This is a genomic window from Micromonospora sp. KC606 (assembly GCF_004348675.1).
Taxonomy (GTDB): domain Bacteria; phylum Actinomycetota; class Actinomycetes; order Mycobacteriales; family Micromonosporaceae; genus Micromonospora.
Genome location: NZ_SMKN01000005.1, coordinates 1 through 13,207, shown reverse-complemented (window position 1 = coordinate 13,207; position 13,207 = coordinate 1). Strand labels below are relative to the sequence as shown.

Below are 13,207 nucleotides of genomic sequence, written 5' to 3'. Positions count from 1 at the left end.
CTCGACTCAGCCCGCAGACCGACCACGGATCCATCCGAAGGGACACCGCCATGCCTGGAGCCATGTCGCCACTGATCGACCGCCGCTGGCGGTTCGTGGTCGTCTCCACGCACTTCGACGACGCGGCCCTCTCCATCGGCGGCTTCCTGCTCGGGACCGATCTGCCCAGGGCGGTGGTGACCGTGCACGGCGGTCGACCCGACCCGGGGGCGCGGGTGGCCGACTGGGACCGGAACTGTGGCTTCACCACGGCGGCGGAGGCATACACGACGCGGCTGGCGGAGGACCGCCGGGCGTGCGCGGTACTCGGCGCCGACCAGGTGCCCCTGAACAACCCCGACAACCCGTACCGGTCCGGCGGGCCGCTCAACGACCTGTCGGAGCTGCTCGCAAGCCTGGACGGGGACGTGCAGGTGCTGCTGCCGATGGGCATCAACCAGCCCGACCATGCCGCAGTGCGGGAGGCGGCGCTCGCGGTGATGGACGGGACGGACCGTCGTCCGCCGTGGCTGTACGCCGACCTTCCGTACGCCGCCGCGCTGGTCGGCGACTGGGTCTCGGCCCCGGCGCAGACCCTGGCGTTGGAGCTGGCGGCCCGGGACGCCGGGTGCCGCGCCCTGCGGGAAGAGCGTGACCTGATGGTCGCGCGGAGCGTCTCCCTCGGTGCGGCTCAGTGGTCGCGCAAACGCGACGCGGTGCTCTGTTACGCCTCACAGCTCAGCCTGGTCGGCGCGATGGGCGAGGTGCGGCACCTCGGCGCCCTGCTCGGTTTTCCCGGTGTCATGCAGCGGGAGCTGATTTGGGCCGTCGGATAGGGCTGCCGCGCTGGCACCCGTCGCCGCCGGGAGCGGCTCCGGCTGGTCGTGACGGTCCGGTCGAGGCCACCACGACCAGCCGGGGCGTCGCCGGCTACCGCCGGGTGGCCTCCGGGGCTGCGCCGACCGGGAAGACGATCTCCACCTCGGAGGTCTCCTGCTCGTAGAGGGCCGAATGCTCCACGGACGGCGGCACGTGGAACCAGTCGCCCGGCCCGTACCGTCGCTCGTCGCCGTCGATGGTCAGCCGTACCAGTCCCCTGGTCACCACGCCGGTGATGTCGAGGTCGTCGTGGCGGTGCGGCGTCAGGGTCAGGCCGGCGGGATAGGTGGCGAAGACGACGTCGCAGCCGTCGGCCGGCAGTTTGCGGGCCGGGATCCTCAGGTCGCCCTGGACCACCCAGTCCTCCTCCGTCGGGAAACGATCGATGCACGCGGGGAACGCAGACTCGTCAACCATGGCGCAGGCTACTTCCAATCATTGTCTGGGCGGGCATCGTGCCGCCCTCAGCGGTAGTGGCTGGCCTTGCCCCGGTCAGCGATGGCGAACGTGAAGCAACGCACCGAGTCGTGTTCGGTCAGCGGTTCGAGGGAATGCTCCACCTCGGACGGAATGTGGACCAGGTCGCCCGGAGCGACAATGCGCTCCTCGCCACCGACCACCATTCGACCCCTACCGTGCAGGACGTAGTAGAACTCGACAGACGGATGCTGGTGCGGCTCCACCATGTCGCCACCGGCGACCTCGAACTCGGTGACGTACTCCAGATATCCGCCCTCGGTCACCCCCCGCAGTTCCTCCGGCCTCACCAGCCACCAGACATTCACCGTGTCGTGGGACTTCTCACGGATGCACTGATCTGTAGAACGTAGATCCATGTGAATATCTTATCGCTCGGAACAGCCATGGAACCGAAAGTCGGACCATTAACCTCAATCAACCCGACGGTTCAGTGATTCGGTCAGGAGCGCGATGTGCCCGTCGAGCGTCCGTGCCGCGAGAAGACCGCGCAGCGGCAACGTGACACCGGTCGCCGCCCGGATACCCCGAGCGAGATGGGTCACGAGCATCGAGTCGCCGCCGAGGTCGAAGAAGTCGGCGGTACCGGGGTGGTCCTGCGCCCCCAGGAGGTCGGACCAGAGGCCACGGAGAAGGGCCCCCGGGTCGAGCTTCCCGCCCCGCCCCGTATCCGGCTCCGGCGAGATCGGGACCACGGGGGCGGCTCCCGGGCGCCGATCCGGGCGCCGGCCGTCAAGCGGTGCCGGCGCGGCCAGCTCCGGGGCCAGGAATCTCTCCCCGGCGAAGTGGTAGCCGGGCAGGTGGATCGCTGATCCCCCGCCGGTGAGGTTGGCCAGCCGGACAGGATGGCCCTCGACCCAGAGCGCTCCCACGGCGCCGAGGGGCCCGCATGCCACGCCGTCCCGGGGGCCGTCGAGCGGGATCGCCGCCATGCCGGAGTACTGCGCCATGGCGGTCAACGCGGCACCCGGCCCCACCTCGACGGCCGTCACCGGGCCGAAGTGCCCGAGCAGACTGCCGAGCGCCTCGGCGAAGAGCACGGGGCGGCGGATCTGCTCGACGAGCGCGTCGGCCGGCAGTCGCGTACCCGCCGCAAGCAGCGTGCCGGTGAAGCCGGAGGCGAGCGCGAGCCGGCTCGGCGGGAGATCACCGGGCGGCAGTGCGGTCGCGAGCGTCCGGACCGCCGGTGTCATCAGCACACTGTGGAAGGCGTGGCTCGTCCGCAAGACCCCGGACCGGATCTCGGCGCCGATCGCCGTCCGCAGCTCCGTCACCGCAGCGGACGGCCCCGCGACCACACACATGGCCGGGCCGTTGACCGCGGCCAACTCCAGTGGCAGCGCCAACTTCTCCACGAGTGCCGTGGCGGTGCGCTCGTCACAACCCAGCCACAGCATGCCGCCGGGCGGACACGACCGCATGGCCTGCGCGCGCGCGGCGACGAACGCCGCCGCCGTGGCGACGTCGAGCATTCCCGCGACGCACGCGGCCGTGACCTCGCCGAGGCTGTGCCCGGCGACGGCGGCCGGGACGAGTCCCAGGTCGTCGACCAGGGTCCGGGCCAGCGCGTACTCCATCGCGAAGAGGGCGGGCTGGGCGAGACCCGTGTCCCGCAGGTCGTCGGCGGGCGTGGACGGGTCGAACAGGACCCGACGCAGCCGGTCGGCGATCGGCTCGCCGAACGCGTCGACGCACCGCTGTAGCCGGGTTCGGTAGCCGGGTAGCGCCTCCGCGAAGGGCAGTGCCATGCCGGGTCGCTGGGCGCCCTGCCCCGGAAAGAGGAAGACCAGGGGCGCCGGGTCGGCGCTTGGTGTCCGCTCGGCGGCACGCCCCAGCTCGGTGGTGAGTGCGGTCGCGGCACCGGTCCGGTCCTCGGCGACCGTCACCATCCGGACCGGAAGCTCGGCACGCCCGCGCACCAGGGTGTGCGCCACGTCCTCGATCGGCACCTCGGTGGTGCTCAGGTGCTCGCTCAGCCGCCGGGCCGCACCGCGCAGGCTCCGGGCGTCCATGGCGGAGAGCGCGAGCAACCGGGGAGCCGACGACGGACGTGGCGGTCGCGACGGTGCCGGTGCCTGCTCGATGACGGCGTGGGCGTTGGTGCCGCCGATGCCGAACGAGCTGACGCTCGCCCGGCGCGTTCCGGGGCCGGTCCACGGCCCCGGTGCCCGTGGCACGTACAGGGGTGAGCCGTCGTTCTCCAGCAGCGGGTTGAGCCGGCGGAATCCGGCTACCGGGAGCACCGTGGCCTCCCGCACGACGCGGAGCGCCTTGATGAGCCCCGCGACGCCGGCGGCGGCGTCGGTGTGGCCGATGTTGGCCTTGAGCGCCCCGACGGCGACCGCACCGGGGGCGGCCCCCAGACCGGACAACGCCGTCGAGGCAGCCGACCACTCGATCGGGTCGCCAACCGGCGTACCGGTGCCGTGGGTCTCCAGGTAACCGGTGTGCGTCGCGTCGATGCCGGCCGCCGCGTAGGCGGCCCGGATGACGTTCTCCTGGCCCCCCAGCGACGGGGCGAAGTAGCCCGCCCTCGCCGCGCCGTCGTTGTTCACCGCGCTGCCCACGATCACGCCGTGCGGCGGCGGCCCCTCGCTGAGCGCGTCCGCGAGCCGCCGCAGCACCACACAGGCCACACCCGCGCCGGGTACGACGCCGTCCGCCGCCTCGTCGAAGGGCCGGCAGACCCCGGTGCGCGACAGGACACCGCCGGGCAGGTAGAGGTAACCACCCTGCGGATAGCCGATGCCGGCGGCCACGACGACCGCCTGGTCACACTCTCCGTTGAGCAACGCCTGCACGGCGAGATGAACCGCCACCAGACCGGACGAGCACGCGGTCTGCACAGCGATGGCGGCACCGTTGAGGCCTAGCTTGTAGGCGATGAGGCTGGCGATGAAATCCGGTTCGTTGCCGTGCAGTGCCTGGTCCAGCCGGGCCGGGTCGAGCGGCCCCCGGGTCAGTATGGCTCGCAGGTAGCCGCTGCCACTGGTGCTGGCGAAGACGCTTGTCACCGGCACGTCCCGGCCGAAGGCCGATGCCGCGTCCTCCAGGCCGGCCCAGGCGGCCTGGAGCATCAGTCGGTGCTGCGGGTCCATCACCTCCGCGTCCCGGGTGGTGATCCGAAAGAGCGTGTGCGCGAAGCGGTCGGCGTCGGGCAGATGACCGGCGACGGGCACGTAGTCGGGGTCGTCGACGAGATCGGCGGGCACGCCCGCGTCGAGCAGCGCCTCCCGGCTGTGCGTCGTGGTGAGCCGTTCACCCCGACGGACGGCGGACCAGAGACCCTCCACGTCACGGCGGCCCGGAAACCAGCCTGCGACCCCGACGACGGCGACGTCGAGTGAACGGTCGCGTGTCATTACCAACTCCCCCCCTGAAGGTGAACACGCCAGCGACGGCGAATGCCGGCAGCGGCATATCAGCGCCCCGGAGGACGTGGGGGGTGCATTCCCGCTCGCCCCGTCCCTCGGCGTACTGACCTATAGTCCAGCATGAATGGATCGTCGACGGGGGTGATATGCGGTCACGTTCGGATACGGCGTCGACCCTGGTCAGCCCCGGGGGCGGCCTTCACGAGAGGGTAGCCACGGTGGCTCGCATTCGGCCCGACGCCACGGCCCTGATCGCCGGCGACCGCCGGGTGTCCTATGCCGACCTGGACCGTACCGCCGCGGCCTGGTCGGTCGATCTGACGCGGCATGGGGTCCGCCCCGGCCACCTCGTGCCCATCGTGCTGCCCAGAGGCGTGCAGCTCGTCGTCTCGTTGCTGGCCGTACTTAAGGCGGGAGCCGCCTACTCGCTCCTCGATCCCGGCTGGCCGGTCTCCCGCCTCACGCAGATCCTCGGTCAGCTCGACAGTCCCGTCGTCGTCACCGTCGACCTCCCGCCGGCAGGTACCGGCGCCGGGTGGCGGCCGCCGAATGGCGCGTCCGCCCCGCCGCCCGACTGGCTCGCGAGGCCCGCCCTGGACACCGACGGGTGCTGCGTCTTCTTCACCTCCGGCACCACCGGCCCGCCCAAGGGCGCCCTCAGCACCCACCGGGCGATCGCTCGCCTGTTCCAGGGCGGCGTACTGCCCGCCCTGACCGAGCGGGCCGTCGTGCCGATCGGCGCGCCGACCCCCTGGGACGCCTTCGCCCTGGAGCTGTGGTGGGCGCTGCTCACCGGCGGCACCGCCCTGCTCGACGACGAGCCCTACCTCACCGGCGTCGGGCTGCGCCGGGCTGTCGTCGGGCACGGGGCAACCGTCACCTGGCTGACCAGCACCCTGTTCAACATGATCGTGGACGAGGAGCCGGACTCGTTCGCGGGCCTGCATGCCGTCGTCGCCGGGGGTGAGGCGCTTTCGCCGCGACACGTCCGCCGGTTCCTGGACCACCATCCCGCGATCCCGTTGTTCAACGGGTACGGCCCGGTCGAGTCGACCGTGTTCACCACCCTGCACCGCGTCCGCCCGGCCGACTGCGACCTACCCGACGGAATTCCGCTGGGTCGACCGGTGCCCGGCACCGGGGTCCACGTCCTGCGCGGCGATCAGCCGTGCCCGGTCGGGGTGGTCGGCGAGATCTGTGTCTCCGGCGAGGGCCTTGCCCTGCGCTACGTGGGCGACCCCGCCCTCACTCGGAGAAGGTTCGCCTCTGTGGTGGTCGACGGCCGCGACACCCGGATCTACCGCACCGGCGACCTGGGCAGCCTCACGTCCGACGGCGTGCTGCACTTCCACGGGCGAGCCGACCGGCAGGTGAAGATCCGTGGACATCGGGTCGAGCCGGCCGAGGTGGAGCGCCAGATCGAGGCGTTGCTCCCGGTCCGCGCGTGTCGCGTCGTCCCCGTCCCCGCCCAGGACGGGCGCCCCGACCGCCTGCTCGCGTTCTGTGTGCCGCGACGCCCGGAGGACCCGCTCGACGGGGCCCTCGATGTGCTGCGGGCGACCATCGTGCCGCACCAGCTGCCGGCCGCCGTGCAGAGCGTCGAGGCGTTCCCGGTGACCGCCAACGGAAAGCTCGACGAGGCCAGGCTGTTGGTCGACGCGGGGGGCCAGCACGGTCCGGACCATCCGGTCGGCAAGCCGTCGTCGGACCGGCCCCGGTCGGCTCCCGGCATCGAGCAGGGATCGGCGGCGCTCGTGGCGACGGTCTTCGGCGAGGTGCTCCGCGCGCCGGTGTCACCCGCGTCGTCCTTCCACGACCTCGGCGGGTCCTCGCTCGACGCCGGCCGGATCTGCGCCCGCCTGAGCACGGCGCTCCGACGCCCGGTGCCCCTGTCCCGGCTCTACCGGCATCCGAGCGTCGCGGCGCTCGCCGGTTGGCTGGACCGGACCTCGGCGGACGAGCACCAGCGTCGGCCGGTGCCGCCGGACGCGGCGGTGCCGCTGACCGCGATGCAGACCGTCTTCCTGACCCGCTCCCTCGTCGACCCGGCCGACCGGACCGGGCACTGCCTGCTGACCTGGACCGTTCAGGGCCGAGTCGACCGGGCCGCCCTCGCGGTCGCCGTGTCGGCCGTGCACCACCGTCACACTTCCCTGCGGGCCAGCTACCTGCCCGACCCGACGCCACGGACGCTCCTGGTGGAGATCGACCCCCCGCCGGTGGAGGAGCTCCCCGGGCGGGCGACGGTCGAGGCCGCCGTCGCGGCGGTGCGAGACGCGTTCGACGAGGATCTCGACGTGACGGTGGCCGACCTGTGGCGGATCGCCCTGGTCCCGGTCGGCGAGGACACCACGGTGCTCGGCATCGTGGTGCACCACATCGCGTTCGACGGGCGATCCCAGTCGGTACTCGCCACGGAGCTCGGCGCCGCGTACCACCGGGCCCTTCGGCGTCGCGACGGCGACCGGCCGCCGATCCCGCTGGACGTGACCTACCGCCATTGCCCGGTCGAGACCGACGAGGCAGTCGTCGCCGAGGTGCAGCGGCGGCTCCGTGGCGTGCCGGAGCTGGTCTGGCCCACGCTCCCGGCGCGCAGACCGTCCGGCGCTCCGGCCACCGGGCTCGTCACGGCCGTCATCCAGGCTGCCACGGTGGACGCTCTCGGTCGCCGGGCGGCGACGCTCGGCACCTCGCCGTACGTGGCGCTCCTCGCCTGCCACGGCTGGGCCGTCGCCACCGTGACCGGGCACGGCGACTTCCTGGTGAGTTCGCCGGTGAGCCAGCGGACCAGCGCGGAGACCGTCGACGCAATCGGGTGTCACATCACCATGGTGTTCGTGCGGATGCGCGGCGAGATGGTCGACGGCGACCCGTCGGCGGTACGGGCCGTGGCGGCCGCCGTCGCGGCGGCGCGGGCCGCGCAGGACGTCCCGCTCGGGAGAATCCTCGACCTCGCCGGCCCGCAGCGGCCCGCCCGCCCGCCGATCGCGCAGACACTCTTCGCGCTCCAGGACGATCCGGTGCCACGGCTGGACCTGACGGACACGACGACCAGGTTCGTGCGGCAACCGTACCTCGACCTGCCGGCCGACCTGCACGTCGAGCTCTGGCCGGGCAAGGGCGGGGAGCTGTCGCTGGATGTCTCGTTCCGGGTCGACGCGGTGGCCAGGGAGACCGCTGAGGCGATCGCGTGCCGGCTGGTCGAGAGAGTCGACGCACTCGTGCGTCCGACGGCGCGGGGGTGGTGACGGTCGACGCCATCGCCGATGACGCCGTCGCCGATCCGGCGCGGCTGACCGATCCGGCCGCGCACGCCGGTGACGAGATGTACGCCCTCTGGCGCTGGATGCGCCGCAACGCTCCGGTGCACTGGCACGAGCCGGGCGAGTATCCGGGCTTCTGGTCGGTGACCCGGTACGCCGACGTTCGTCGCGTCTACCTCGACCACACCACCTTCAGCTCGGCACGGGGCGTGATGCTGCGCCCCACCACGGCCGGCGCCGACCCCGGTTCCGGCCTGACCCTGGCACTGACCGACCCGCCTCGGCACACCGGGATCCGCGCCCTGGTCTCGGACGTCTTCGCCGGCCGGCAGGTCCGGACGTTCGAGAGGAACATCCGGCGGACTGCCCGTGCGTTGCTCGACACGGCACGGGAGCGCCAGAGCTGCGACTTCGTCCACGATGTCGCGGCACACCTGACGGTCGTCGTGATCGGCACCCTCCTGGGGATACCGGAGTCGGACCACGACGACGTGCTGCGCTGGACCAACGAGGCGTTCACGGCGGGCCGCTCGCTGGCCACGCACCACGAGCTCATGCGGTACGTGGTCGAACTCATCGACCGGTCGGTGGCGGCGCCGGGCGACGATGTCGTCGGTCGGCTGGTGTCCGGCACGGTCGACGGTGCGCCCCTCTCCGACGTCGAGATCCTGTTCAACTGCGAGAACATCATCGGGGCGGCGGAGAACTCCGGCCTCTCGATCGCGGCGGGCATGCTGGCGTTCGCCGAGCACCCGGCGCAGTGGGCACTCCTCGCCCGACATCCGGACCAGGTGCCGAGCGCGGTCAACGAGGTGCTCCGCTGGACCTCCAGCGCCACCCACAGCCTGCGTACGGCCACGGCACCGATGTCGCTCGGCGACCGGGTCATCGCCCCCGGCGACCGGGTCGTTCTCTGGTTGCCGTCGGCCAACCGGGACGAGGAGACGTTCGTCGCGCCTGACGAGTTCCGGGTGACCAGGCGCCCCAACCGCCATCTCAGCTTCGGTGCGGGGGCTCACGGCTGCATCGGTGCGGCACTGGCCCGTATCCAGCACGCCGTGTTCCTGTCCGAACTGCTCGACGCCGGCCTCCGGGTGGAGCCGGCGGGCCCCGTGGTGTCGGTAGCATCCATTGTGGTCCGGGGACCAGCCCGCCTGCCGGTCCGCGTCGTACCGGCCGGATCCGCGCCCGGGGATTAGACAGATTTCCCCAAAAACAGGAGAATATGACGGTGATCGATATATCAGTCGATGTCGTACAGGGTCTCATCCAGGAGCAGTTCCCCGCCTGGCAGGACCTGCCGATCGCTCCGGTGCCGCGCCAGGGGTGGGACAACCGAACCTTCCGCCTCGGGGACGCCCTGGCGGTGAGGCTGCCCAGCGCCGAGGGGTACGTGGCGGCCGTGGCCAAGGAGGAACGCTGCCTGCCGATCCTCGCCAAGCACCTGCCCCTGGCCGTACCGGAGTCGGTCGCCATCGGCGCGCCCTCCGCGACGTACCCGTTCCCCTGGTCGGTGCGGCGCTGGCTGCCGGGCGAGCCGGTCGACAGCAGCCCGGCCGTGGACCGGACGGCGCTGGCGCGCGGCCTCGGTGACTTCCTCACCGCGCTGCGCCGTGTCCCTACGGAGCACGGGCCGGCGGGCGGCTGGCACTCGCACTTCCGAGGGTGTCACCCGAGCGTCTACGGCGAACAGGTGGAGACGGCACTGGACCGCCTCGGCGACGCCGTCGACGCCGACGCCTGCCGGACGATCTGGGGTGCCGCGCTGACCACCGCGTGGCCGACGGCCCCGGTCTGGTTCCACGGCGACGTGGCGGCCGGCAACCTCCTGGTCACCGACGGCCGACTCGCCGCCGTCATCGACTTCGGCACCTGTGGCGTCGGTGACCCGGCGTGCGACCTGGTGATGGCCTGGACCTACTTCGCCGGAGACGAACGAAGGGTCTTCGCCGACGCCGTGGGGCTCCCGGCCGACGCCTGGCGCCGCGCACGCGGGTGGGCGCTGTGGAAGGCGCTGGCCACGATGGCCGGCCTCTCCAGTCCGGATCCGGAGGGCGTCCAGACGAGGGTACTGGTCCAGGTGCTCGCCGATCCGGTCGTCTGACCGGCGACACGGACGCGACGCCGTAGCCACGTCAATCGGCATCTGCGGATGCTGTCATCGAGGAGCCGAGATGTTGATCGATCACCGGGAGCTGTCACGTCACCTCGCCGAACTCAGGCAGGTGGCGGCGGAGAGGGTAGAACAGGACCGGCTGCCCACCGGTCTGGAGGCCGGTTTCCGGGTGCGCGAGGAGCTGAGCCGGCTCGGGCTGGAGAGCTACGCGGTCGACCTGGAGACCGACGGGTACACGGTCCTTCCGCCCGGGGTCGCCGGGACTGTGGACCTCTGGCCCAGGCTCCGGGACCTGATCCTCGCCATCGACGAGGAGGAGCAGCCCGACGCACCCGAGCCGGGTCACTCCCGTGGCCGGAACCTCTGGCACCTGCTCCCCCGGGACCAGCTCTTCGAGCAGGCCCTGATGGCACCGGCACCCCTCGCACTGGTGGCGTACCTGATGGGATACCGGGCCAAGCTGAGCCAGTTCCGGGGGATCGTCAAGGAAGACACCTCCGTCCTACCCATGGAGATCCACGCCGATCAGAGCCGCAAGGTGCCGGCTCCGTGGCCGAGCGACGCCCAGTACTGCACGGTCACCTGGGTGCTCAGCGAGTACACCAGGGAGAACGGTGCGGTGTGCGTCTTTCCCGGCACGCACAAGCTCTGCACCGATGTGCCCCACGAGTTCGAGATGGCGCACGACCATCCCGATCTCAGGGTGATCGAGGCGGAGGCCGGCTCGGTCATCATCTGGCACGGCGGCCTCTGGCACGGCGCCATGCCGCGCACGGCGCCGGGCAAGCGGGTGACCCTCGTGATGCCGATGATCCGTTACCACCTGCTGCCCCAGGAGGTCTTCTTCGCCTCGACCACCCGCGAGATGCTCGAACGCAACTCGTCCCGCTTCGCCGCGCTCATGGGTCTGCTCGGCGCGTGGCCGTGGGGGGCCGACGGTCCGGACACCGCCTACAAGCGGCCAAGTTGGCTGTCGACCGCACGCGAGAACCGGTTCGCCTAGCGCGGTCTGACGCACCCTAGCCGTGGTTGCGCTTCGCCTCCGCCCAGAGCTCTCGACGCCGCTGGGGCGAGGCGGCCACGGTGTCCTCCCCGCGCGCCTCGATGTGGTCGAGCCGGGCCACGAACCGCCGCACGGCGGCGGCCAGGACATCGTCGGGATCGACGCCGATCTCTCGCGCCACCTGCACGGCGGCGAACAGGATGTCGCCGACCTCCGCGGCGTTGGGGTCTGCCCGGGCCTCAGCCACCTCGTCCTCGACATCAGCGAGGGCGGCGGCCAGATCCGGCAGCCCGAAACCCAGCCGCGCGCCGCGCCGCTGGGCCCGCAGTGCCGCAGCCAGTGGCGACTCGACCCCAGATCGGTTTTCATGGATATATAGTGATGTGTACCCGTCGGTGGCGATCTCACCGAGATCGGACCAGGTGACGGCGGTGACCGACTCACCCGGCAGACCCAGACGGTGCAGAACGGTGACCGGGCTGGCCGGATCCACACCGATTCGAGAACCGGAGACGGATGCCCATCGTGGCGGCAGGTCCGCCACGACGAGTCCACCCCGGCGCACCGACGCGGCGGTGACCCCGGCGGCCGGACGGACGCGGACGCCACCACCGAACGGATCGACGCCGAGGCGCTGCCAGAGCAGGTCGAGGAAGGATGTGCCGGGGATGACCCTAAGCACCGCCTGGTGCTGGCTCGACAACCACGCCACGGCCGGCTCCAGGACGTACGGCGAGCCTGCGACGGCGAGCACCGCGGGGGACTCCCCGTCGGCCGCGGCGGCGAGCAGTCGGTCCGCGACCGCAGCCGGCTCGGTCGACGGCAGCACGGCCACCCTCTCGACGACCGACATCGCCGGATGATCCGGCACGGTCGTGAAGACCCGGGCCGCCGACCGGACGATGTCGACGGCGGCCGCGCAGGCCAGGGCACGCGGCCCCGGGCCCAGGCCGACGACGACGATCTGGTGTCGCTCCAACGCTCCGCCTTTCGTCGAGGCACGACGCGGTGCCCAGGCAATGCCGAGAAGAAGCTACCCACACAGGCCATGATCGCCGAACCGCGAGGCAGGCCCCAAGGAGAACGGAGTCGCCCAGATGTCGAGCCCTGACAACCAAGCCCGCCTGCTGGCCTGGTGGAGATTTGACGAGGGAGCGGGGGACGTCGCCAGTGACTCCTCCGGCAACGGCCACACCCTACGCCTGGTCGGCGATCCGGCCTGGATCCGTGGTGTCCCCGGCGGCGCGATCGCGCTGAACGGGAAGGACCAGCACCTGGAGACGGCCGGACCAGTGCTCCGTACCGACCAGAGCTTCAGCGTGGCCGCGTGGTTGCGCCTGGACGTCTCGGTCCTCGGCGACCACCTCGCCTTCCCGGCCGGGTGGCACGCGTTCACCGCGGTCAGCCAGCCGGGTCCGGCAGCCGACTCGCTCACCCACTCGCCGTTCTATCTCGGCGTCCGGGCCCGCGACGAGGAGACCCCCGAGGTGATGAAGTGGTGCCTGGAGGTGGCACCGGTCGATGGCGATCCGCCCGGTCCACCATGGCCCTTCGTCTGGGAGAACGCCTTTTCCACCAACCAGCTCGACTCCTCCGAACTCGACCGGTGGGTCTTCGTGGTCGGCGTCGTGGACCGGGAGTCGCTGACCGCTCATCTCTACCTGCCCGCCAGCGGCGACCACGGCACCGCGACGCTCGTCTCCCACTGGCCCTTCTGGCAGGCCGACGCACCGGTCCAGATCGGCCGGGCGTACTGGCGTGACAGTCCTGTCGACCACTGGCCAGGATCGGTCGGGTCGGTCCGGCTCTTCGAGGGGACGCTCACCCCGCACGACGCGCGCCGGCTCTATCAGGAGGATCTCGGCGCCGACGCGACCGACTGAGCCGGCGCAGCGGTGGACCCAGCAGCGGGCGGTCCGACGACACCAGTTCCGAGGGGCCAGATTCGATGATCAGAGAAAGCCTGCCGACCGTGCCGGGACCGGCCGTCTCCGCGCACCGGGCCGAACCGGTCCGCGCGCTGCTGTACACCGGCGCCATCGGCGCGGCCACGGTGATCCTGGCGGGACTCGCCGGGCAGTTGGCCCTGGCGCTGGGCGGCGGGGTGGGGCTGGCA

10 protein-coding genes are annotated in these 13,207 nt (G+C 71.9%); 6 read left to right on the top strand and 4 right to left on the bottom strand.

Annotated elements, in window-relative coordinates:
* Positions 1-50 precede the first annotated feature (50 nt).
* Positions 51-815 carry a PIG-L family deacetylase gene (locus E1193_RS02370; protein ID WP_132179760.1) on the top strand — a complete coding sequence of 255 codons (765 nt, stop codon included), beginning with the start codon at positions 51-53 and terminating at the stop codon, positions 813-815.
* Between the two features lie 94 nt (positions 816-909).
* Here the strand turns inward: E1193_RS02370 and E1193_RS02365 are convergent, their stop codons facing one another.
* Genes E1193_RS02365 through E1193_RS02355 form a run of 3 tightly spaced genes read right to left on the bottom strand, consistent with a single transcriptional unit; the run spans position 910 to position 4,697 of the window.
* Positions 910-1,275 (bottom strand): cupin domain-containing protein, encoded by a 366-nt coding sequence (locus E1193_RS02365; protein WP_132179758.1) that lies wholly within the window; start codon positions 1,273-1,275, stop codon positions 910-912.
* A gap of 47 nt (positions 1,276-1,322) precedes the next feature.
* A complete protein-coding gene (locus tag E1193_RS02360; protein ID WP_132179756.1) occupies positions 1,323-1,694 on the bottom strand; it encodes a cupin domain-containing protein in 372 nt (123 codons plus the stop codon).
* Positions 1,695-1,748: 54 nt separating this feature from the next.
* Positions 1,749-4,697 carry a type I polyketide synthase gene (locus E1193_RS02355; RefSeq protein WP_132179754.1) on the bottom strand — a complete coding sequence of 983 codons (2,949 nt, stop codon included), beginning with the start codon at positions 4,695-4,697 and terminating at the stop codon, positions 1,749-1,751.
* 230 nt (positions 4,698-4,927) lie between these two features.
* On the opposite strand from E1193_RS02355, the gene E1193_RS02350 reads away from it, so the two are divergent.
* The 4 genes from E1193_RS02350 (at position 4,928) to E1193_RS02335 (ending at position 11,091) form a co-directional block, all read left to right on the top strand.
* Positions 4,928-7,957, top strand: a complete 3,030-nt coding sequence (locus E1193_RS02350) for an AMP-binding protein (protein WP_207922517.1) — start codon at positions 4,928-4,930, stop codon at positions 7,955-7,957.
* A complete protein-coding gene (locus tag E1193_RS02345) occupies positions 7,954-9,171 on the top strand; it encodes a cytochrome P450 (RefSeq protein ID WP_243707236.1) in 1,218 nt (405 codons plus the stop codon). The genes E1193_RS02350 and E1193_RS02345 overlap by 4 nt, the downstream gene beginning before the upstream one ends.
* Positions 9,172-9,203: 32 nt before the next feature.
* On the top strand, positions 9,204-10,076 hold the full coding sequence (locus tag E1193_RS02340; RefSeq protein WP_132179750.1) for an aminoglycoside phosphotransferase family protein: 873 nt from the start codon (positions 9,204-9,206) through the stop codon (positions 10,074-10,076).
* Between the two features lie 70 nt (positions 10,077-10,146).
* Positions 10,147-11,091 (top strand): phytanoyl-CoA dioxygenase family protein, encoded by a 945-nt coding sequence (locus tag E1193_RS02335; RefSeq protein ID WP_132179748.1) that lies wholly within the window; start codon positions 10,147-10,149, stop codon positions 11,089-11,091.
* 16 nt (positions 11,092-11,107) lie between these two features.
* On the opposite strand, the gene E1193_RS02330 is transcribed toward E1193_RS02335, so the two are convergent.
* Positions 11,108-12,070: an SAM-dependent methyltransferase gene (locus E1193_RS02330; protein WP_132179746.1), complete on the bottom strand. Its 963-nt coding sequence runs from the start codon at positions 12,068-12,070 to the stop codon at positions 11,108-11,110.
* 118 nt (positions 12,071-12,188) lie between these two features.
* Between E1193_RS02330 and E1193_RS02325 the strand changes: the two genes are divergently transcribed.
* The gene (locus E1193_RS02325) at positions 12,189-12,974 is read left to right on the top strand and encodes a LamG-like jellyroll fold domain-containing protein (RefSeq protein WP_132179744.1); all 786 of its coding nucleotides are present in this window, start codon (positions 12,189-12,191) and stop codon (positions 12,972-12,974) included.
* Positions 12,975-13,207 lie beyond the last annotated feature (233 nt).